Annotated in this window: 24 protein-coding genes; all 24 read right to left on the bottom strand. The window is 62.3% G+C overall.

The genetic code is table 11. The features are described 5' to 3' along the window. Positions 1-63 precede the first annotated feature (63 nt). The gene (locus AD666_RS14425; RefSeq protein ID WP_053152862.1) at positions 64-1,104 is read right to left on the bottom strand and encodes a phage baseplate assembly protein; all 1,041 of its coding nucleotides are present in this window, start codon (positions 1,102-1,104) and stop codon (positions 64-66) included. Positions 1,105-1,107: 3 nt separating this feature from the next. Then, positions 1,108-2,346 (bottom strand): DNA circularization protein, encoded by a 1,239-nt coding sequence (locus AD666_RS14420; protein WP_053152859.1) that lies wholly within the window; start codon positions 2,344-2,346, stop codon positions 1,108-1,110. Continuing rightward, positions 2,333-3,907 carry a phage tail protein gene (locus AD666_RS14415; RefSeq protein WP_053152856.1) on the bottom strand — a complete coding sequence of 525 codons (1,575 nt, stop codon included), beginning with the start codon at positions 3,905-3,907 and terminating at the stop codon, positions 2,333-2,335. Before AD666_RS14415 ends, AD666_RS14420 begins: the two co-directional genes overlap by 14 nt. A 130-nt stretch (positions 3,908-4,037) precedes the next feature. Then, positions 4,038-4,334: a phage tail assembly protein gene (locus AD666_RS14410; protein ID WP_053152853.1), complete on the bottom strand. Its 297-nt coding sequence runs from the start codon at positions 4,332-4,334 to the stop codon at positions 4,038-4,040. After that, positions 4,331-4,678 (bottom strand): phage tail tube protein, encoded by a 348-nt coding sequence (locus tag AD666_RS14405; protein WP_003198314.1) that lies wholly within the window; start codon positions 4,676-4,678, stop codon positions 4,331-4,333. Before AD666_RS14405 ends, AD666_RS14410 begins: the two co-directional genes overlap by 4 nt. 67 nt (positions 4,679-4,745) lie before the next feature. Next, positions 4,746-6,242, bottom strand: a complete 1,497-nt coding sequence (locus AD666_RS14400; protein ID WP_053152850.1) for a phage tail sheath subtilisin-like domain-containing protein — start codon at positions 6,240-6,242, stop codon at positions 4,746-4,748. Further along, positions 6,242-6,424: a DUF2635 domain-containing protein gene (locus tag AD666_RS14395; RefSeq protein ID WP_053152846.1), complete on the bottom strand. Its 183-nt coding sequence runs from the start codon at positions 6,422-6,424 to the stop codon at positions 6,242-6,244. The genes AD666_RS14400 and AD666_RS14395 overlap by 1 nt, the downstream gene beginning before the upstream one ends. Next, positions 6,421-7,005, bottom strand: coding sequence for a hypothetical protein (locus AD666_RS14390; protein ID WP_053152843.1), 585 nt, complete (start codon positions 7,003-7,005; stop codon positions 6,421-6,423). The genes AD666_RS14395 and AD666_RS14390 overlap by 4 nt, the downstream gene beginning before the upstream one ends. A gap of 157 nt (positions 7,006-7,162) precedes the next feature. After that, the gene (locus AD666_RS14385; protein ID WP_053152839.1) at positions 7,163-8,179 is read right to left on the bottom strand and encodes a contractile injection system protein, VgrG/Pvc8 family; all 1,017 of its coding nucleotides are present in this window, start codon (positions 8,177-8,179) and stop codon (positions 7,163-7,165) included. Positions 8,180-8,188: 9 nt separating this feature from the next. Next, positions 8,189-8,401 (bottom strand): tail protein X, encoded by a 213-nt coding sequence (locus AD666_RS14380; RefSeq protein WP_053152836.1) that lies wholly within the window; start codon positions 8,399-8,401, stop codon positions 8,189-8,191. Further along, the gene (locus AD666_RS14375) at positions 8,394-8,777 is read right to left on the bottom strand and encodes a phage tail protein (protein WP_053152833.1); all 384 of its coding nucleotides are present in this window, start codon (positions 8,775-8,777) and stop codon (positions 8,394-8,396) included. The genes AD666_RS14380 and AD666_RS14375 overlap by 8 nt, the downstream gene beginning before the upstream one ends. Then, positions 8,777-10,846 carry a phage tail tape measure protein gene (locus AD666_RS14370; RefSeq protein ID WP_053152830.1) on the bottom strand — a complete coding sequence of 690 codons (2,070 nt, stop codon included), beginning with the start codon at positions 10,844-10,846 and terminating at the stop codon, positions 8,777-8,779. The genes AD666_RS14375 and AD666_RS14370 overlap by 1 nt, the downstream gene beginning before the upstream one ends. A 5-nt stretch (positions 10,847-10,851) precedes the next feature. Beyond that, complete coding sequence (locus AD666_RS26795; RefSeq protein WP_256222647.1) at positions 10,852-10,977, bottom strand: hypothetical protein; 126 nt, start codon at positions 10,975-10,977, stop codon at positions 10,852-10,854. Next, positions 10,974-11,543, bottom strand: coding sequence for a phage tail assembly protein (locus AD666_RS14365; RefSeq protein WP_053152826.1), 570 nt, complete (start codon positions 11,541-11,543; stop codon positions 10,974-10,976). Before AD666_RS14365 ends, AD666_RS26795 begins: the two co-directional genes overlap by 4 nt. 161 nt (positions 11,544-11,704) lie before the next feature. After that, entirely contained in the window at positions 11,705-12,211 is a 507-nt protein-coding gene (locus tag AD666_RS14360; protein ID WP_053152823.1) for a phage major tail tube protein, read from the bottom strand. Continuing rightward, the gene (locus AD666_RS14355; RefSeq protein WP_053152820.1) at positions 12,211-13,377 is read right to left on the bottom strand and encodes a phage tail protein; all 1,167 of its coding nucleotides are present in this window, start codon (positions 13,375-13,377) and stop codon (positions 12,211-12,213) included. Before AD666_RS14355 ends, AD666_RS14360 begins: the two co-directional genes overlap by 1 nt. Before the next feature lie 2 nt (positions 13,378-13,379). Beyond that, positions 13,380-13,589, bottom strand: a complete 210-nt coding sequence (locus tag AD666_RS14350) for a hypothetical protein (protein ID WP_053152817.1) — start codon at positions 13,587-13,589, stop codon at positions 13,380-13,382. A gap of 88 nt (positions 13,590-13,677) precedes the next feature. Next, positions 13,678-14,082: a phage tail assembly chaperone gene (locus AD666_RS26680; protein WP_082339784.1), complete on the bottom strand. Its 405-nt coding sequence runs from the start codon at positions 14,080-14,082 to the stop codon at positions 13,678-13,680. 10 nt (positions 14,083-14,092) lie between these two features. Then, a complete protein-coding gene (locus AD666_RS26790) occupies positions 14,093-16,204 on the bottom strand; it encodes a phage tail protein (protein ID WP_256222646.1) in 2,112 nt (703 codons plus the stop codon). Beyond that, positions 16,205-16,840, bottom strand: a complete 636-nt coding sequence (locus AD666_RS14335; RefSeq protein WP_053152814.1) for a phage tail protein I — start codon at positions 16,838-16,840, stop codon at positions 16,205-16,207. Beyond that, the gene (locus tag AD666_RS14330) at positions 16,837-17,832 is read right to left on the bottom strand and encodes a baseplate J/gp47 family protein (protein WP_053152811.1); all 996 of its coding nucleotides are present in this window, start codon (positions 17,830-17,832) and stop codon (positions 16,837-16,839) included. Before AD666_RS14330 ends, AD666_RS14335 begins: the two co-directional genes overlap by 4 nt. After that, positions 17,829-18,161 (bottom strand): phage baseplate protein, encoded by a 333-nt coding sequence (locus AD666_RS14325; protein WP_053152808.1) that lies wholly within the window; start codon positions 18,159-18,161, stop codon positions 17,829-17,831. The genes AD666_RS14330 and AD666_RS14325 overlap by 4 nt, the downstream gene beginning before the upstream one ends. An 11-nt stretch (positions 18,162-18,172) precedes the next feature. After that, complete coding sequence (locus AD666_RS14320) at positions 18,173-18,784, bottom strand: phage baseplate assembly protein V (protein ID WP_053152805.1); 612 nt, start codon at positions 18,782-18,784, stop codon at positions 18,173-18,175. A 3-nt stretch (positions 18,785-18,787) separates the two neighbouring features. Next, on the bottom strand, positions 18,788-19,300 hold the full coding sequence (locus AD666_RS14315; RefSeq protein WP_053152802.1) for a hypothetical protein: 513 nt from the start codon (positions 19,298-19,300) through the stop codon (positions 18,788-18,790). Positions 19,301-19,324 lie beyond the last annotated feature (24 nt).

Raw genomic sequence — 19,324 nt, 5'->3', positions numbered from 1 at the left:
ACTCTCGATGCAAGCTGAACCACCGATTTCGCGAGCAAGCCCGCTCCCACAACGGTGTCGATCTCAGGATTTGGGCGGCACCGGGTTCGCGTCGAAGGTATGGGGCGGGGCGACTTGCAACGTGGTGATCGAGCCTTGCGCTGACAGCGAATAGGTGACTTTGGAAATCAGCATGTCGCCATCGAACCCCAGCACCGGGTCGATCACCCGCACCAGGGTGTTGTGCCGCCACAAGTCGCCATTGGCCTGGCGCCAGCCCTGTACACGGTAGGTCGTGGTGAGGGCACGGCCGGTGCGGATGGCGCTTTCCCAGTCGGCCCGTTGCTGGGCCAGTTCGAAGGTCAATTGGGCGCTCTCGCTGATCACCGTCACCCGCTTGCGCTTGAAACTCAGGTCGGTAGCGGTGCCGGAGACTTCACTCACCGCCGCCCCGCTCTGTTGGTCGTTGCCCTTGTGCTGGCCAATGACGCGGTACTCGGAGAACACTTGGCTGTAATCCATCGGTGCGTTGCCCGACAGAATATTCTTGCCCAGTTCCAGCACATCACTGGCCCGCCCGGCGCTGCCGGGTTTGGCCAGCAGCACGCGCCCTTCGGCGTCGTCGGTGGAAAACACCCGGAACAACGTCAGCAGGCGATCAATGGACTGGAAGACCGTTTCTCCGGGCACGATGCTGTGCTGGCTCAACCGAGCGGTTTCCGGGATCTCGCTGACTACCCCGACGCCATATTGCGACGCCAGGGCCTGGACGATGCTCAGTACCGTCTGGCCGCGCCATTGGGTCGGGCGATTGATCGCCGCGCAGTCCACCAGGTCCTGGGTCTTGGAACCGCCTTCGATGCTCAGGCTGATCTGGCGTCCGTCATAGCTGATCGGTGCCTTGAACACGTAGCCACTGAGCACCAGGTCGGAACCGATGCGCACCTGGCATTCGTCACCGGGGCGGATCGGTACCGCCTGGGTCTGCCCCGGCCATTGCCAGGTAATGTCGAGTTTGAATGTGCGGAACTGACGCTCCAGGTCCGCACTGATTTCCACGCTTTTCCAGCCACCGTAATCCAGTCCGCCGACGGTGAGCGTGACAACATTGTCGAGCTCGCTCATGGCTTACTCCCCCGAGACTTTCAGGTCATTGGGTGGCAGGAAACCAGGGTGGGCGACGCCGTTGCGCTGGGTCACTTCGGTGACTCGGGTGGCATCGGCGAATTGCTGATACGCCACCACCAGCGCCGGCAGACTCTGCTTGAACGACAGGTTGATCAGCCTGACACCCGAAGAAGCCACTGCCGTCAAGTGCGCAGCCATTTGCTGACGCAGGTTATTCAAGGCCTGGTAATGTTCCGGATCGGCCTTGAGGGAGGCCTGCCAGATGGCATCGTTGAGGGCATCGCGCAGGGCCAGTACATCGTCGGCCACCGGCACGTCCCGACGCCGGATCGGCTGCACGGCCTGCTGCGCCACCGATGGGGTGGCGCCCAGCTTGACCACCGGCGCCGCCACAGGCATCGCCGCAATCCATTGCGCTGCCTGCACCAGCAGCGTGTCCTGCACCAGATCGGCCACGGCCTGAGCCGCCGCCGTGGTGTCCTTGCCGGTGGTGAGCTTGGGCGCGTCCGTCTTGCGAATGGCTTCCACCTGTTGTGACACGCTGGCAATCACGCCGCGATAGCCGTCACGGGCGAAGTCCTTCAACTCCCGGATATCCCCCAACAGTCCCTTGAACTCCGCCGCCACTTCCTTGGGCAGCTCCTTCACCGCCTTGACCAGATCGCTGAGTTGCCGATAGGTCTCGATCAACGGCTTGAGCTCCTGCTCGATGACGCCGTACACCTCTTTGAGGCTGTTGCGCAGGTCGGCGATGCCGATTCGCGCCGCCTTGATCAACGTCATGGCGTCTTCGAAGCGCCGCACCGCGGAACCCAGCAGACTGTCAGCCGACACCAGCAGCAGTTTCTGGCTGTTGATGGCAGCCGAGGGGAACTGCAGCGGTTGGTCGGGATAGAACTTCAAGGCAAAGGTCACCAGCCCGCCGTCCTGGCGGGTCTGGGTCATGTCGCACTCGCCGACCTTGACTTGCAGGCGCCCCAACCACGGATGCACCAGTTCGCCGCTGCCCTGCTCCAGCGCCTTGAGCAGCTTGTCGCGCTGCTCCAGGCAATCGGGGCCGACGATGAACGCGGTCAGTTCATGAATCCTGGCCTGCTGGCCCAGCCCTTCGAAGAACGGCTGGTCGCGCTGGGGATATTCATGCAACTGCCCCTTGTGGCCGACCGGGGTCTTCGCCTGGTCGACCCAGAACCCGACGCCACGAAACGACGCCGGCAACAAACGATCACGCCAGCTCATTGGAGCCTCCTGTGGAAAGTGAGCGATAGCCGATGCGCGAATTCACCGCCAGGCCCGGTTGATTGGTCTGTGGTGGATCGGCGCGCAAACCGGCCGGCGCGTTTTCGAAGCGTACGGTCAGGCCGCCTTCGAGTTGCGTTCGGTTGTTGGCAGCGCTTTGTTGCACCAGAGCGCTGGAGGTTTGCGGCAATGCACCCGGCGCCAGCGCCGTTTTCGCCACCGGGTTGCCGGATGGCGGCGCAAGACTGGACGACAGGCCCGAAGGCTGTTCACTGGCTCCGCCAAAGAATGCCGGCGCCAGTTCGCCCTTGCCTTCGGCATTGGTCTTTTGCTGCGCTTCGGTCAACCCCTGCACCTTGCCGGTGAAGGTGGTGATGATTTCCCCGAAGCCACCGTTGAAAAACGCCTTGATCGGCGCAATCACGCCCTGCAACTCGTCCCACCACTGGGTGAACCACTCGCCCACCGGCCCCCACTGCTTAACGAGCCCTTCGATGGGCGACCAGTCGAACAAACTGCTGAACACCGCCAGCATGAGCGACACCTGGTTGCGAATGCCTTCGCCGATGCCGGCAAAGACCTCGACGATGCTTCCCCAGTTCGTCATGACCAGGCCCAACGGCGTCCAGTTGAACAGTCCCTGGAGCGCGTCCATCACCGGCACCGTCAATGCCTTGAGTAAATCCCAGATGGCTGAGAACAACCCGGTCAGGGGCGTCCAGTTGCTGATGATCAACCCCAGGGGTGACCAGGCGAACAAGGTCTGCATGAACCCGATGACTGGCGTCGCCGCCGCCACGAGCACATTCCAGAGCGCACCGAAAAACGCGCTGATCGGTCCCCAGTTGCTGATCACCAGTCCCATGGGCGTAAAGGCGAACATCGTCCTGAAGAACTCGGCCATCGGCAGCACGATGGGCGCAAGCCTTTGCCACAGCCCGGCGAAAAACGCCGAGATCGGCTCCCAATAGGCGATGATCATCCCGGCTGCCAGGGCGATGCCCATGGCGATCAGGCCGATGGGATTCATCTTCAGGGCCAGGTTGACCACTTCGAGGGCCTGACTTGCGCCAGTGACCGCCGTCTGGATCGCACTGAACGCCACGGCCCCGGTGGCCAGGCCCTGCACCAGTTGCGGGTTGTCCTGCAGCACCTGGCTCACGCCGCTGACCATCGGCTGCAAACCGATCGCCACCGCGTTGATCGCCGGCCCCAGCGCCGAACCGAACTGTACCGACACGTTACTGATGGAAGTCTTCAATCCATCCAGGCTCTGTGCCGCCGCGCGGGGCGCTTCAGGTGCCTGGAGAGCACCCGTCGCCACGTTCACCTCGGTGACTTCGCTCTTGAGCGCCGTCGCCGACCGCAGCCCCTCCATGAACGGCTTGGCGAGGCCACCGTCCGGGAGCAGGCCTGAAATATCCAAGCTGCCCAGGCCCGTTGCATCGAGGTTCTGCTTGAACAGTTGGACTTTCGCCCGAAGGCCGGCGAGCTTGGGCGACAGCTCATCGATGCCGGTCAGCAGCACCGCCCTTTTCTCTACCTTTTGTGTGTCTGCCATCACTGCACCTGCTGCATCGCATTGATCCGTTGCGCGTGCTCCAGGGATTCGCGGAGCACATCCAGTGGCCTGGCCATCATCTGTTCGGGGTCAACCTTCCAGAACCAGGCCAGGTCATAGGCGGCTGCGATCAGGTCGCCGATGGCTGCGACGCCGCACTCATGAAAAAACTCGCGACGGCCCAGCTCAGCGCGTTGAGGTCAGCCAGGTCCAACTGGTTGACCGACGACGGCGGGATGCCGGCGCAGACCGCGATGTATTTGGCCGCGACGTCCATGTCCAGGCTCACTTCTTCGCTCTTGTCGATCTTGTACGGCAGCGCCTTGATCGCGCGGACCTCCTGCACCGTCGGGCGGCGCAGGGTCAGTTCGTGCAACGGCTCGCCGTGGGCCTCGATGGCCACGCGCAACGTCACGACATCCGTCATTGCCAAGTCCCCTTGATGCCCTCGAATTTCAGCTCGATGGTGGCATCGTCGCCCTTGGACACCGGCTCTTCCACCAGGTAGGCGCCGGCCAGTACATAGACTTTGCCGTTGTTGAATTCACAGGTGACGGTCATGTCGGTGCCGGCCACCAGCTGCTTGAGCGGGAAGTCCGCGGTGTGCAGGGCCGTCACCTTGAAGGACGGCGCGATGTCGGTTTCCTTGTAGAAGCCCGGCACGACGGTTTCGCGTTTGGTGAACATCAGAGGTGCTTCACAGCCGCCGTTGATGGTCAGTTGAGCGCCGTCCACTTTGACGTAGCAGGTGCCCGCAATCAGTTGACCCATGGTGTTTCTCCCTTCAAATAAAAAGCCCACATGAAGTGGGCTGAATTCAGCTGTCCGAACACTATGTTCAGGCGACGTCGTCGTATTGCAGGCGGAACTGGTTGAGCAGCGCGAACACTCGCAAGCCGTTGATGTAGTCCGGCGGGAACAGCACGTTGACCCGGCTCGGGTCCTGGCTGTCGCGCTCGACGATCAAATGCTCGGCGAACAGTTCGGCGTTTTCCACGTGGCCTTCCAGTTCGAGCTTGGCGTACTGGGCAATCAGCTCACCGCGAATGGTGCTCGGCGTGACGATGGGCTGGCCTGCGCCGAAACGGGTGCCGTCGGAAGCCAGTTTGTGGCGACCGTACTTGCTGGTGATCACGCTTTGCAGGCGGCGGACGATGAACGCCGACTGGTGCATGGTTTCGCTGTCCAGGTAGGAGTTGTCGGCCTGGCCGAAGGCATTCTTCTGATAGGTGGTGATGGAGCGCTGGATGCGAACGTAGCCACCTTCGTAGTACGCCGTGGCGATGCCGTAGTTGAGCAGCGACTGACGCTCGGTCAGGGTGAAGCGTTCGCTGGCCGGGGCCGGATCCAGGCCTGGCAGGCTACCGCTCTGGGTCGGACGGCTGGCGTCGGCCGAGATGAACACCGCGGTACGCGCGGCCAGTGCAGCGGCCTGGACCCAGAACGGTTGCGGTACGCCCGGCTCCAGGGCCTGGAGGGTCATGTGCTGGTCATTGCGTGCCTGACCGGCAGCCACCAGCGTGCCGATAGTACCGCGCTTGGCGCTGTAGACATGGCCGAACAACTGCTTGGCCCAGGACCAGCGACCGGTGCTGTCATCCATGACCGCTTGCCAGGTGTTCAGACTCGACACGTCGGACCATGGCATGGCGATGAACTCGAACGGCTCGTCGCCCAGGGCCGCGACGGCAGCGGTCTGGTCCGGCACACCAGCGCCGCCGGTCATGGCGGTGACGGCCGTGGTCAGGCCCGCCGGCGTATCTTCGCCGTTGCTCTTGCCGAGGCGATTGAATTGCAGGCTGATGTCGTTGCCGCTGTCGCCGGTCCATTTGGCGCTGAGGGTCACGACGCCATCGACGGCCGCGGCAGTCACCGGCAGGTCGGCTGCTGCGTTGACCTTCTGGGCCAGTGCCGTGGCAGCCTGGGCAGCGGTGGCGCCATTGACGATGGCAGCCTGGACACGCACACCGCCCACATACAGGTTGAGCACACCACTTTCGGTGGCGGTACCGGTGAGGGTCAGCACGCCCTTGGCGATGGCACCTTCGACGTTGTGCAGGGGCAGGCACCAGATTTCGCCGAGAGGATCGGTCTTGCGCCAGGTTTCGTACATCGAGGCGAGCATCGAGCCCTGCCCACCGATGCTTTTCGCCAGGGCAGCGCTGGAAACCAGCACCAGTTTGCCGACGTCTGCCGGCGGTACGTTGTCGTTGACCTGGGCCACGATCAGCCGGCGCATGGCCGACGACGCGCTATTGGCGGCCGAGTTGTCCATTTCGGCGTAGAACAGCGGAACACGAATGTCCGCGGGAATGTTGCTGAATCCGATCGCCATTATTTGGCTCCCTGTGGTTTTGCCGTTTTCACGGCTTTGGTAGTGATATCGCCATCGGCCAGACGTCGACGCCACCAGGCGTTGTCCGGCACTTCACGGCCCTCGAGGGGCAGCAAGTCGCCCGCTTCCGGGTCCGGTACAGCCCGGCCCGGGGCCGGCAGCACGGTGATGCGTTTGCTCATGGGGTTACGTCTCCAGAGAAAGTCAGTTCCAGGCGCCCGTCGGGGCCGGGATGTTTCAGGTTGGGGTCCGCCGGATCGATGGCATCGACCCGCACGGTGACCCCGGTAAAGGACGACAAGCCGTCCAGTTCACGCTCGTGCCAGCTTTCGGCAGGCTGGCTCGCCAGATTGCGGCCCAGCTGGAACTCGGCGAAAAAGCGCAGCCGGTACAACACACGGCTGCCATTGACCGAAACCGGCTCGCTGCCGTCGTACTCGATGCCGACGTAATCGCTGCCCGGCTTGAATCCCACCAGCGCGCGCCACAACTCGGCCCGTAGCTCATGCAACAGTTCCAGCGCTTTTGTCGGGTCGCTGGCGTCAAGCACCAGCACGACGTCGAAGCGATCACGCACGGTTTGCAGCGTGACGTTCTGCGCGGTATTCCGGCCGGCGCTGTCGGCGCTCGGCAGCACATAGGCGCAAGGGGATTGCAGCGGCGTGTCGGCCAGCAGCATGGCGAGGTCGAAGCCGGCCGCCACGCGACGGGCGAGCGTGGGGCATTGCTCACGCAACTGCGTGAGGATCGGGGTGATCTTCATGGAGGGGCTCCAGCATTATTGGGATGTGCAATGAATGCCTTGTGGGAGCGGGCTTGCTCGCGAATGCGGCCGGACATTGACGCTGATGTCGACTGGCACACCGCTTTCGCGAGCAAGCCCGCTCCCACAGGGCCGGTGTTGTCTCAGCGGGTTGGGGTCAGGCCCTGGCGTCCAGGCAAGTCGCCTCGATCAGGCAGCGGTAGCTTTTTTCCCGATTGCCGGTGGCGGTGACCTTGTCGATGGACCAGCGACCGCGCATGAAATCCGGCCAGGTGGGGTCCAGCAGCACGATGCCTTCGGCGGACAACCCCGGGTTGCCCGGGCACTCGATCGCTACCTTGAGGGCTTCGCGCATCATCCTGCGCACTTCGCCTTCGCAGGCGGCGCGGGCATCGGCGGCGCTCTGGAAGCGCTGGCGCAGGGTCTTGAACGGCGCGATGCCGCTCTCCTCGACCTGCAGCTTGCCTGCCGCCGCATCCCACCAATGGGTCTTGCAGCCTTGGTACTTGGCCCGGGCGCCTTCATCCAGCTTGGCCGAGATGAACGCGTGGTCTCCCGGACGATTATCGGTGGTGACCGAGAGTTTCATTTCCGGCAGTACCTTGCCCGATAACGACTTCGCCTGACCGCGCCTGGCGAGCACATACAGCTCGTTGATCGGCTTGGCGACGGCATCGTACCGGCGGGCCAGCCGCGTCAGGAAACCCATATCGGTTTCGTTGGACTGGTCGATGTGCTCGATTTGGATCAGCGACAGCTCCGGCGCCACGCGGGGCGAAAATCCATGTCTGGACGTCAACTCCCGAAACAGCGCGCCCAGGGTCGTGGGGCCATGGCTGACGGACCGGCGTTGCTTGAATCCGGTCTCATCCGCCGCACTGAACGGCGCCGCCATGGCCACCAGCGTCAGGCGCAGGGGAAACAGGGTCGGCGTACGCCGGGTAATGACGAACTGGCCTTTATCCACCAACCCCGATTCCAGGTAGCCGACCCGCAACCCGATTTTCCCGCCCAGGCTGGGCAGGCCTTCAAGTCCCTCCAGGTCAAGGGTGAGCGTCAGTTGGTCGGACTCGAAACCTGCCGCGTCGACATGACTCCAACCGAGCAATCGTTCGTTGAGCAGCGCGGCATTGGCGCCGTAGATTTCCACGGCAGGCGTGAAACCCAGTGACATATCGCCTCCTTAATCCCAGGCCGAAACCGGTATGGACGCGACGGGCTTGAGGTCCACTTCCGGCAACACCACCCACACACCCGCCGGTAACACCGGACCCCATTCGGCCAACTGCGGATTGAGGCGCCAGAGCGCCTCTTCGGTGGCGTCGTCACAACGCTCCAGCTCGCGGTAGAGCAACAGATTCACCGAATCACCGGCGATACTTCGAACCCTACGCATTGGCGAACTCCGTCAAGTCGACGACCCAACCGACCACCATCGCCGTGCCGTCATCGATGATGTCGGTCTGGGTTTCGGTCACCTTGTTGATCTGCCACAAGCCCCAGTTGCGTCCGATGCCATCCACCAACGGCAACGGCACACGTTGGGCCTGCAAGGCTCGCAACTCATCGAGGCGATCCATGGCCGTCGCGTACATGGATTTACCGGTGATCTTCAGCTCTTGCAGGCCTTGGCCGACCTGGCTGGACTTGGGCTTGCTGGTGAGAATATCGATGCTTTTCCAACCGCCGTCCGATGTGCGCAGCAGGCTGTGATAAGCGAAATTCCTGGACAGTCCGAAAATGAAACTGCCGAGGGCCATTTGTTGACGCATCACGTACCTCCGTCGGTCAGGGCCGCATCACTGCGCATGGCCAGGGTGTTGGGCTGGGCGGCCAGTCCGAACTGACCCGCGATCTGCTGAACGACCAGATTGGCCAATTGACTGGCACTGGCCTGGTCCTGGCCGTTGATGTAGATGTTGGCGGTCATGGTGTTTTGTTGGGTGGTGGTCTGGGTGTTGCTCAGGTCCTTGCTGACCTGATCCGGCGACTTGAGGCGATCAGCCCCGGTATAGATAGCCTCACCCAGGGATTCGCCGCCCTGGCTGCCGAAATAGGAACCCAGCGCACCGCCGACCAATGCACCAATGGCGGTGCCGATCACCGGAACGAAACTGCCGAGCATCGCGCCGGTGGCGGCACCGGCATAACCGCCCGCCAGCCCGCCAAGGCCGGCTCCGGCCGCCCCCGAAGCCGCCTTGTAGTCACCGGCCTCCAGGGCCTTGATGCCGTCGTAGCCGGCACTCGCCAGCGCCAGAGGCGCGCCCAGCCTGCCGGTGAAAGTTTTCGCTCGAGCAGCGGAGATTGCCAGTCGACTGCGCATATCCGGACGGGAAGTTTCGGTTTTTCCGGCGTCCGGCCCGCCGCCCTTGGCTTGACTTCCAGGCGGATCGCTGGCCGGTGGCTGGATCGCCGAGTCCGGTTTCAGCAGTGCTTCGCGGGTCGAGGCAACACCCGACGTCACTTTGTCCACAATGGCGCCGCGAAACGGCGACGCGAGCGCCGCGCCGAACAAGGCCAACGCCGCGGTGACTTTCGGCAGCGACTCGGCGACGGTGCTCAACCCCGTCGCCAGCGCGTCCACGCCAAGCATTGCCAGGTCGGTAATGGGCGCCACGGCGCTACCGATGGCGGTATCGAGACGGGTCACGCTGGCATCCAGCGCATTCCAACGCGCCTGCGAGGTGTTTCCCCGGACGTCTGCGGTTTGGGCCATCGCCCCCTTGTCACCGTCGCCCTTATCGGAGGCCACGGTGAGCGCGGTCTTCAAGTCCTGGGGCGACTTCATCAACTTGCCGATGCCCTCGTCGCCTTCAAACAGCGTCTTGAGCAATAAGGTCTGCTGCTCGGCAGGTTTGCTTTGCAGCGCCGCCAGCACATCCTTGATCGCACCCGATGCGTCCATGCGCAGCCTGCTGGCAAGTGCCGCCGGTTCGATGTCCAGTTGAGCCCAGGCCGTTCGCTGTTCCGGCGTGACCTTGTTGCCCTTGCCCAACGCGGCTCCCAGGATTTTCAGCGAGGTGCTCGCTTCGTCCTTGCCGACAGAGGCGCTCAACAGCGCGGCTGCGATGGCGGCGATCTGCTCGGGCGTCATGCCCGCTTCGATGCCCGCCTTGCCACCGCGCTGGGCAACCGAACCGATGTCCGCCGCCGAGGTCTGCAAACTGGCACTGGCGCCAAGGCGGTTGGCCGCGTTACCCAACTCGAGACTTTTCCCTCGATCCAGGTTCAATGAAGTGCGCAAGCCAGCCATAAGCGCGCCGGCGTCCTTCAGCTCGATCTTGTAGGCCGACGCCATCACCGCACTGTCGCGGGCGAAATCCGTCAGCACCTGCTGGCGGTCTTCCGGTTTGATATCCTTGACCAGCCCTGCGTTGACCGCCGCCAGCTGGATTTGCGCCAGTTGCACAGCGGTCGCCCCGCTGGATGCGGTTTGCTTTTCACCGGCGATCTTCTGGTTTTCGTTGGACATCACCTGCAGTTGTTCCGGCGACAACTGCAACTTCTGGTTCAGGTCAACCATGGCCGTCTGCATCGCCATGGCAGGCTTGAGGACGTCGGGGGGCGCCAGCTGATCGACCTCGGCCTTGAGTTTCGACTTCGGTTCCGCACCCGCCGCTGGCGCTGCTGCACTCGTCTTGAACAGCGACTGTTGCCCCAAGAGCGTGGTGTTCAGCGATGCCAGCGTCTCGCGCAGTTTCATTTGCTCCGACACCAGCAGCCGGATGTCGAGGCTGGCGGTGCTCAACGCCAGATTCAGCCCCGACGCTTCGGCCACACCGCCGAGTGTCGGCATCTCGACGCTCGCCGCATAGGACAGCGAATATTTACTGTCTGCCATCCGCTCTACTCCTGTTTCATGCCAAGGCGAGTGATCGCGATGTCGTAGCGGCGCAATGCCTTGCCGGCGTCCCACTCCAGGATTTCCGCCTCACTTACCGAGTAAATGAGCGGCACCACATCGAGGATCACTTCGATGTCGCGTTCCGAAAGAAGTCCGCCGGTTTGTTTAAAAAATCGTCGATGCGCACCTGAAGCTGAGTCCAGTCCGGCACGGTCAACAGGTCCAGGTCGGGAAGCATCAGGCCTGTGCAATGGGCGGTGATGAATTCGGCGCGTTCCTTGGCCGTCTTCAGCTTCTTCATCGCCTTGGTGGCCCGCAGCACCGGCATTTCCAGGCTCAGGGACGTCAGGCTGCGTCCCGCTACGTCGAGGGGTTGCAACAGCTGCACCTGGTCAGGATCGACCTCGGTGGTGGGCTCGAGAAAGTACGAGGCCGGGCGAGTCGACATGTCGTGCACGTACTGCGCGATGCTCACGTAGTCCGGGCGTTTGAGCTGGTCGAGCTCCTTGACCGAAAGGCCGGTGGCCAGTTTGGCCAGCTCGAAGAACTGATCGTCTTCATCTTCGCCGGCACGGGCCAGGGCTTCTTTCTGTGCGGCGTAAAACAGGGGTTTGAGTTGAAGTTGCTCGATCTGCGACCCATCGTCACCGGTGAGCGGCGACAGCAGGACGTGAACGGGAGGCGTCCAGGACATGGGATGGAATTCCTTGGAAGGTCATGGAGGGGGAGTCCCTTGTGGGAGCGGGCTTGCTCGCGAAGAGGGCGGCACAGTCAACCAACATGTCGCCTGACACACTGCCTTCGCGAACAAGCCCGCTCCCACAAGAGGTCTGCGTTCAGTCGGTTGGCATCCGTTTAAGGCAGCAACACCGCACGGCGAGCATCGCCGAGGATGTCGACGCCGTTGAGCACGAACTTCTGGGTGCGCACGTCGATGTCGATCACCGGGATGCCGTTTTCCAGCCGGTTGTAGGTGCGGCAGGACAGCTCCAGGTTGGTCTTGGGCTTCTCGTTCATCTTGAGCGCAGTCTCCTCCAGCGACTTCAGCTTGCCGCCGACGGTGTGATAGGTGAACCAGGTGTTGCCGTCCTGATCCTGGCCGGCTTCGCGCACGTTCAGAAGGATGTCGTCGCCCACGCTCACGCCCAGCGCCAGCATGATTTCCGGGCCGACACCTTGCAGCGTCAGCTTGGCCGTCAGCGCTTTGCCGCTCTTGGCCATCTCTTCGGCGATGAAGCGCCCGCCGGTCATCGCCTCCATTTCGAACTCGATCTTCGGCGGGGTGAACTCTTCCACGGTCGCCGACAACGGCAGGCCCTGCAGGGTGGCCGCGATGGCCTGTCTTACGCGGTTGGTAAACATTAGAGAACATCCTCCAGGAACTGCTCGATGATTTCATCGCGGGCGTTGAGTTGATAAATCATGTGTTCGTTCGGCGCGTAGCGGCCGTAGTCGATCACCACGTACCAGGTGCCGTTCTTGTACTTCTCGACGCTGTTCAGTTCCGGATGCAGGTAGACACTGCCACCGGGAATGGTTTCGTCGGCCACCAGGGTTTGCAGCCAGTCGTTGATGCGCTTGACCTCCTGGTCCATGAACGACTTGGTCAGGTTCTTCGCCATGGCCTTCTGGCCGGCTTTCACCAGCTTGCGGCTGATCGCATCTTCCAGTCCCACATAGCTGATGAACTTGCCGGTGACCGAGCGGTTGCCCAGCAGCGAGAAACCGCCGAGGACGGTCCGGGCGTAATAGCTGACGCCGTAGCGGTTGAGCAGATCGCCTTCGGTGGAGGTGTCGAGGATGTTGTATTCCACGGTGCGGGACACGTCTTCGGCAAAGGTCACCTGGTTGCCCGGGCTCTCCCATTGCTTGACCTTGGCGAGGGCGGCGATGGCCAGGCTCGACGGGGCCAGGAAAACGTTTTTCTTCGCAGCCTTGGAGTACACCGCCGGCATGTTGTGCACCACCAGGCAACGGTCGAAACCGAGGTCGGCACCGCCCAGTTCCTGGCTGTAGGTCACCTGATCGGGCACCGAGGCGTCTTTGCCATCGAGCACCACACGGGCCTTGATGCGCTTGCCGAACGAGGCGAATTCGCTGGCCACGGCCTTGGTGCCGGTAAAGCCTGGCGCACCGATGATGGTCAGGTCTTCAGCGACCCCACTCAACGCGGCCAAGCCCAACTTGCGCCCGGTCTGCGCCTCGATGCCGCCGATCACATTGTTCTGCGTGTCGGCCAGCGTGGCGCCCTCTTCGACGATCACCACGTACACCGGCACCTTGACCACTTTAAGGATCTGGTAGACCGCCTGGAACAGCGTGCCCGCCTCCGCACCGGTCGGGTCCAACTGAGCTTGGGTGGTGAAGCTGTTGATGCGGAACGGGGTGTTTTTCGGAATCAGCGGGTTGGCATTCGGCGCGGTGCCGACCAGGCCGATGACGTTGTCGCCCAGGCCACCCATGGCCTCGGGGGATTCGGTGGCATTGACGGTGATGCCGTTGTGCTCGAAGTTCAAAACCTCAGCCATGGTTATTCAGCCTTCTTGGCGGCGGCCTTTGTGGCCGGGTTGGGTGTAGAGGCCGACTCAACGGCCTCGGTTTTTTTCAGCGCCAGACGACCGGCGCTGCGCAGCGCACTGGCTTCCACATCGAGCAGGTCGAGCTCCTGGCCGGCGGTCGACCAGTGGCCGCCGCCGGTGGAGAATGGAAGGAGTACGGTGTAGGTTTGGCGTGGTGCCATTTCTATTTCTCCAGATATGAAAAAGCCCCTTGGGAAGGGGCTTTGGGTTGTTTGACGGATAAGAAAACGCCCCGTCGGTGCGGGGCGTTTATTGGTTTTGCTCGGAAAGCCAAGACGGTACAGCCGGTCGGGCCTTTGGCAAAGGAAAGTCAGGCGTTTGTGGCCAATCGCGAAGTGCCTGACGATAGGCGAGCAGCTCTGAAAATTGTTCGAGCGTCAGAGTAGAGGTGGCTCCAAGGTCCTGCTCGTCCCGATGACGCGCAACCAGCCACTCAGTGGCCCCCAGTTCGAAATTGCGCCATACCCGCTCAGCATCGGCCAGCGCCGAAGAGTCGTCTATCGAAGGAGGAAAAAACGCCCCCTCGATGAATGTCCAGCCCGGCCGCGTGTTGGCTGGGCAGACTAGCCAAAGCAGATCTGGGTGAAAGCGCTCGGCGGGGTCGAGATCGGTCGTTTCGACCACCGCCCCATTCTCAATTCTTGCCCACGACATAAAAGCCCCCTCAATAATTGATGAACACACAGCCGTCGGCACCGGCCTGAGATCGAGTCCCGATTCGGCCGCCTCCCCCCATACCGGGTTGAGTCAACGTGGTCGTGTCAACTGCGGCGAAAATACTCTCCCCGCCCCCTCCCGCACCGCCAATCGCGCCATTAGACGCCGCATTACGCACCGGTGGATTACCGGCCCCCAGCGCGCCGTTGAAATCACCGCCAGAGCCGTAGCCCGCGCCGGCACCGCCAATCACCAACCCTCCTGCACCGCCTGTTGCCGAACAATGAGTACCAAAGGAAGACGATCCGCCCGGATTGCCGACCGTGTTGGCCGCTGTCACGTATGCACCTCCTGCTCCCACGGTCACCGTGATTGTTGAGCCTGGCGTGACGGAGACGAGCCGGTGACTGACACCTCCTGCACCGCCGCCACCTGCACCGGTTTCCAATGCCCCGAAGGCGCCGCTTCCGCCACCACCGCGAACCTCTGCGAAAACCTTCCAGACATTCGCTGGTACCGTCCATTGATAGACGCCGGCAGCCTTGTAATAGACTTTTGCGCGATAGGGCAGATGGACACTTTGCGCGATTTCATTCCAAATCGGCTGTTCCCCGGCAGTAACCCTGTGACCGATGTACGCCCGTGTCGGACTGCTTGCATTGAAGTTGATGATCGCTAAGAAAGTCTTATAGCTGGACGTGATATAGCCACCGCCCACAAGCACCGTCATGGAGGTCCCGCCAATACCGCTGGTTTCTGGTGGACCACCGATGGATGCTTCTGGGTGCCCTAGCGTAAACGCTCGGTAGAGCCCAGGCTTTATATCAGCGGAGAAATCAGTGATCAGGGGAATTTTCGCTGCGTCCGAGCCAAGTCCGAACGTGTCCAGAACCGTCCGAACGCGTTCGACCGACGTCACATGCTCCCACGGTGTCCACAGTCCGGCACTGTTGCGCGTACGCATGGCACCTACTGGCATGGTGGTATTCACCAGCGAGTCCCACCATTGAGTCGCCATGTTAGAGCTGCCACGCTCCATATGAAAAATCGTCCCGTTCGGAATGACCGCCGCAGTCCCATCCATCATCGGCTTGGTACCCGTGGAGACAGCGGAAATCATGTAAACGCCTGTCTGCAAGATGTCATCGATGTTCCCCGTATAGTTAAACGCGGAAGAACCCAAGCCAAATTGAGCCATGATGGCGCGTACGGCGGCGGACGTAGCAACCTTGGTGCTGTTGTCAGTTCCCAGTACTGTTGGAGCCGTCGGCGTGCCCGCAAAGGCCGGCGAATTCAATGGCGCAAACCCCTGCGTCACATTCTGAAATGTCAGCGCCGTGGTACCCAGCACGATCACACCATCGGTAATCAGCTGCCAGACAGTATTGGCAAGCGTCGTCCCCTCCTCCACCGAAACAATCAACCCGGACGTCACCTCGGCACTTACGTCAGCATCCTTCGCTCGTACCCACGTGCCATTGGCGACGACATAAAGACCATTGTCTTTCGCCAACGTCTGGGCTTTAACAAGCACCCGATCTCCGGCGACGGCGGCCACTCCATCGATCATCTGCGCGCCACTCAAGACAACATTGATGGTCGTCGCCACCCGCACAGACTGTTTCCTGTCGAGCTTGGCCAGCTCGTCAGCGACATAGCTGGCGACCCAAGCCCGCGTCGCCTTGACCACCGTATCGTCGATCAACAACGTCACCAGCTCGGCATTGCTGGTCTCGAAAATCGAGCGGATGTAGAACTCTTTCCCCGAACCGGAAGTCGCCAACACCGGCTTGAACGACTCCGGATACTTAACAATCGCGTACAAAATCCCGGTATCAGTCCAGATCCCCGCTTCACGCACATACCAACCGCCCACTTCAGGCGGAATAGTCACTTCGGCCAACAACCAGCTCGGGTTCTTCTCATCCTGAAACAATGCATTGAGTGGCCCGCGCCATACTTCGCGCTTGAGGGCCGTGGCGGTTGCCGCCGGGTTGTAGACCGCGCCGCCGCCGTCGCCGACGGAAATCTGCGACAGTTTGATCGGTGTGCCCGCCGCCTTGCAGGCGGTTTCGTAGGCGATGCCTGCATCGGTGAGCAGGGTGTAATAGTCAGCCATTCAGGCCCCCTGTGGATAAATGGTGGAGGTTTCGACGGTGTAGAGTCCGGCGGCCATGAAGGCCTGGCCCGAGGCTTCGAGCCCTTCGATGACAACCGGATAAACCGTGGTCAGTTCGCCGCACAGCGTCGCGGCGCCGATGACGTGGCGGCCGAAGGCGCTCAAGCCGACCGAAACCGTCAGGGTGTCGCGTTCGCTTTTGGCATCAGCCAAGCGCCGGTCGAGACGGGCGTCGATGGCTTCGCTGTAGGGTTGCTCGGTAAACGCCCTGACGGAAAAACTGTAGGGCGGACCAGGTGGCGTCTGTTCGTACCAGGCGCGCACTTCAGGTATGAGCTGCAAACCCTTGGCGGCATTTTCCAAGGCCTTTCGCGTACCGGCCTGTCGTGCGGTGGGCCAGGCGAGTTCAACCGTGAGACGCTTTTCAGCCTCCGGTGCCTGGGAACTCCATTCATTGACCCCACGATCCGCCGCCAGATACGGCAGAAACGCCATAGGCGTCGCGGCTGGATTCATCAGGTCGGGGAACGGCGGCTCGATGCGTTCGAGCAACCGGGCGAAGCCGATATCCAGGGCCTTTTCCAGCGGTGAGCTGTTGGCCGGCAGCAGGCTCGGGCGAGGTGTGTCGTCTTTCATAGCGTGTCCACCTCGACCTCGACGCCCGTACAGTACGGCGCCTGGAAAGCCGTGGTCACGATAGGCTCGAGGGGTTCGAGAATCTCGAGACGGACCGCGCCGGCGCTATGCAGGGTGTAGTCGATCCAGCTCGGATCGACCCGGCCTTCCAGGCGATGACACGCCTCGGCATAGGCCCGTAGTTGCTGTTCTGCGGCGAGCCGGGTCAGGCCCGAATCCGGGCCGGGATTGATCTTCGCCGCGACACGGATTTTGTAGGGTTTGATCTGCGCGGATTGGACGATGACCAGGTCCGTTTCCGGTCGTACATCGGGCCGGGCGAAATGCTGGCGGACGCTGTCGAGCAGGGCCTCGGATGGTGTGCCGTCGCCCTCTCGGGACAGCACCGTCACAGTAACCTCCCCTGGCGCCGTGCGGCGTCCGTTGCCGTCCTTGACCTGCGCCGCATGACCGTTAGGGTCGAAGGTGTAGGTGACCGTCACCACACCCGCCGCCGTGTTTTCCACGTTCACCGCCGGGCGTTCACCCAGGGTGAAAATCTCCCGACGATATTGCATGCGCGAACCCGCCGCCGGGGCGTGGGGGGCCAGGTAGTAACGCAGTCGGGCGTCATCGTCGCTTTCGTAGACCGGGGCGATGGGCGGGAATGCCGACGGGGCGCCCGGATCCAGCAGTTGGCGCTCCAATCCCATGTCGGCGAGACGTGCATCGAGGTTGGTCCCGGTGGCCCACCACGCCAGCATCTGCTTGATGCGGGCGTTGTACTTGCGTTCGTGGGTTTGCAAGCGGACGCAAAAGGCCTCGAGGGCCAGGGTCAGCAGTTCGCTTTCGTTCTCCAGGCTGGTGGCAAGCTTGGCGGCGCTATCGGGCGAACGTGCGCCGACGTATTCGACGACGAACGTCTTGAACTCCGCGAGCAGGTCTTCGAAGGCCTCGACAGTGACGATGGCCGGTTCGGCCAACTGGTTCTGACCAGGGATCAACATGCTCATGTCACCACCTCGAAGGTCTGTTTGCGGTTTTTCCAGATGCCGGCGAAACGCAGCAGCAATCCGGCCCCGTGTCGGCTGGCCACAATGACTTGCGGCTCGAAGTCGTCGATGCCGTTGTGGGGGTTGTAGAAGGCTTGGGCTGCGTGGCTCTGGGCGAGGATCAGCAGGTCATCGCCGAGGTTCTGCCCCAGCAACTGCGTGAGTGCGCAGCCGTATAGAGGACGTTTCTGGCGAGTCCCCAAAGGCGTGGTCAACGCCCGGGTGGCGCGCTGCACGAACTGCAGCCAGTCGTCGACCGTGGCGCCGGTATTTCGATCGATTCCAATCATGAGGAAATCTCTTATGCGGTACTGATGACGCGTCCTTGGTGATCCACCACCGAGCCGCTCAGGTGCACACCGGAAGCGTCGAGCCGAATGCCGACGGCGCCGACTTGCAATTCGATAGCCTCGGGTGTCATCGCCAACCGCGACGGGCCAATGTTCAACTGCAGGGCTTCGCGTGAACCGCTGAACGCCACCGGGCCGTTTTGCCAGTGCAGGACATGGCTGGCATGGTCGTAGCCGTTTTCCGTACCGTCCTGATAGAGCCGACGCGTCAGCGAGGCTTGTGTCGAGACGGGTGGGAACTGGCCGCCGTTGAGGCCGAACAACGCCACCGATTGCCCGCCGCCATCGCCACCGCCATGGTTGAGCAACAGGCATTGCTCGCCCACGGAAGGGATTCGCGACTCGCTCTGGGCGCCGGCGCTCGGGTTGAAAAAGCGGATCGCCGGAGTCAGCAACCCACCATGGCTGACCTTGCAGGTGTTGCTGGTTGCATCGACTTCCTGGCAAACGCCGATGCGGCAGAAACTCTCCGCACGTCGATGCAGGTCTTCCAGCTCGGTTTCCATCTGTGCCAGACGCTCGATAATCGGCCCCAGATGCATCTGTAACAGCCCATCGAACATGGCTCAGCCCTCGAGTGCGGTGTATTGATTCGGGTCGTCGATGTTCGACACTTCCCAAGTACGGGCAAATTTCGGGATGCCCAACGGGTCTTCCTGCAGCGTCGGGCCGAGGTACAGGGTCTGGGTGAACGAGAGGGTCCAGGCGGTGTATGGCCGGGTCCCACCGCTGAAGACGGACGCAACCCCCTCGACATCCGCCGGCCGACTGCATTGCTCGGCCGACAGGTTCCAGCGGTTGTCGACGATCACCCGTTTCAACTCACTGGCCAGATCGCAAGCCGCCAGACCCGTGTCGGGCGACACGACTTGCAGGGACAGCGTCAGGACATGAGCGATACGTCCGTCATTGGCACGGTTGCCTGAGGCATCGCGCTCGATGGCGATCAAGACCCAAGTCTGATCGCCTGTGTCGTCAAAATCCTGGGGGCTCCCGACCTTCAGGGCGGGAAGTGTGGTACGCAGCGTTTCGGCCATGGCGGAGAACAGCTGCGAGGGTTTTTCAATGAGAGCAGGCATGGGATGGCCTCCTTCTGTGAATCG

The sequence above is a fragment of the Pseudomonas sp. Pf153 genome (assembly GCF_001269775.1).
Taxonomy (GTDB): Bacteria; Pseudomonadota; Gammaproteobacteria; order Pseudomonadales; family Pseudomonadaceae; genus Aquipseudomonas; species Aquipseudomonas uvaldensis.
This window is presented reverse-complemented; position numbering and strand designations above follow the sequence as displayed.

What these genes read in the sequence shown, in the direction of transcription:
- AD666_RS14335 (WP_053152814.1), bottom strand. Translation starts at nt 16,840, where the DNA reads ATGAAAGACGACACACCTCGCCCGAGCCTGCTGCCGGCCAACAGCTCA.
- AD666_RS14415 (WP_053152856.1), bottom strand. Translation starts at nt 3,907, where the DNA reads ATGGCAGACACACAAAAGGTAGAGAAAAGGGCGGTGCTGCTGACCGGC.
- AD666_RS14315 (WP_053152802.1), bottom strand. Translation starts at nt 19,300, where the DNA reads ATGCCTGCTCTCATTGAAAAACCCTCGCAGCTGTTCTCCGCCATGGCC.
- AD666_RS14350 (WP_053152817.1), bottom strand. Translation starts at nt 13,589, where the DNA reads ATGGCACCACGCCAAACCTACACCGTACTCCTTCCATTCTCCACCGGC.
- AD666_RS14385 (WP_053152839.1), bottom strand. Translation starts at nt 8,179, where the DNA reads ATGTCACTGGGTTTCACGCCTGCCGTGGAAATCTACGGCGCCAATGCC.
- AD666_RS14400 (WP_053152850.1), bottom strand. Translation starts at nt 6,242, where the DNA reads ATGGCGATCGGATTCAGCAACATTCCCGCGGACATTCGTGTTCCGCTG.
- AD666_RS14355 (WP_053152820.1), bottom strand. Translation starts at nt 13,377, where the DNA reads ATGGCTGAGGTTTTGAACTTCGAGCACAACGGCATCACCGTCAATGCC.
- AD666_RS14390 (WP_053152843.1), bottom strand. Translation starts at nt 7,005, where the DNA reads ATGAAGATCACCCCGATCCTCACGCAGTTGCGTGAGCAATGCCCCACG.
- AD666_RS14320 (WP_053152805.1), bottom strand. Translation starts at nt 18,784, where the DNA reads ATGTTCGATGGGCTGTTACAGATGCATCTGGGGCCGATTATCGAGCGT.
- AD666_RS14405 (WP_003198314.1), bottom strand. Translation starts at nt 4,678, where the DNA reads ATGGGTCAACTGATTGCGGGCACCTGCTACGTCAAAGTGGACGGCGCT.
- AD666_RS14325 (WP_053152808.1), bottom strand. Translation starts at nt 18,161, where the DNA reads ATGATTGGAATCGATCGAAATACCGGCGCCACGGTCGACGACTGGCTG.
- AD666_RS14420 (WP_053152859.1), bottom strand. Translation starts at nt 2,346, where the DNA reads ATGAGCTGGCGTGATCGTTTGTTGCCGGCGTCGTTTCGTGGCGTCGGG.
- AD666_RS14375 (WP_053152833.1), bottom strand. Translation starts at nt 8,777, where the DNA reads ATGCGTCAACAAATGGCCCTCGGCAGTTTCATTTTCGGACTGTCCAGG.
- AD666_RS14370 (WP_053152830.1), bottom strand. Translation starts at nt 10,846, where the DNA reads ATGGCAGACAGTAAATATTCGCTGTCCTATGCGGCGAGCGTCGAGATG.
- AD666_RS14360 (WP_053152823.1), bottom strand. Translation starts at nt 12,211, where the DNA reads ATGTTTACCAACCGCGTAAGACAGGCCATCGCGGCCACCCTGCAGGGC.
- AD666_RS26680 (WP_082339784.1), bottom strand. Translation starts at nt 14,082, where the DNA reads ATGTCGTGGGCAAGAATTGAGAATGGGGCGGTGGTCGAAACGACCGAT.
- AD666_RS14410 (WP_053152853.1), bottom strand. Translation starts at nt 4,334, where the DNA reads ATGACGGATGTCGTGACGTTGCGCGTGGCCATCGAGGCCCACGGCGAG.
- AD666_RS14395 (WP_053152846.1), bottom strand. Translation starts at nt 6,424, where the DNA reads ATGAGCAAACGCATCACCGTGCTGCCGGCCCCGGGCCGGGCTGTACCG.
- AD666_RS14425 (WP_053152862.1), bottom strand. Translation starts at nt 1,104, where the DNA reads ATGAGCGAGCTCGACAATGTTGTCACGCTCACCGTCGGCGGACTGGAT.
- AD666_RS26790 (WP_256222646.1), bottom strand. Translation starts at nt 16,204, where the DNA reads ATGGCTGACTATTACACCCTGCTCACCGATGCAGGCATCGCCTACGAA.
- AD666_RS14380 (WP_053152836.1), bottom strand. Translation starts at nt 8,401, where the DNA reads ATGCGTAGGGTTCGAAGTATCGCCGGTGATTCGGTGAATCTGTTGCTC.
- AD666_RS14330 (WP_053152811.1), bottom strand. Translation starts at nt 17,832, where the DNA reads ATGAGCATGTTGATCCCTGGTCAGAACCAGTTGGCCGAACCGGCCATC.
- AD666_RS14365 (WP_053152826.1), bottom strand. Translation starts at nt 11,543, where the DNA reads ATGTCCTGGACGCCTCCCGTTCACGTCCTGCTGTCGCCGCTCACCGGT.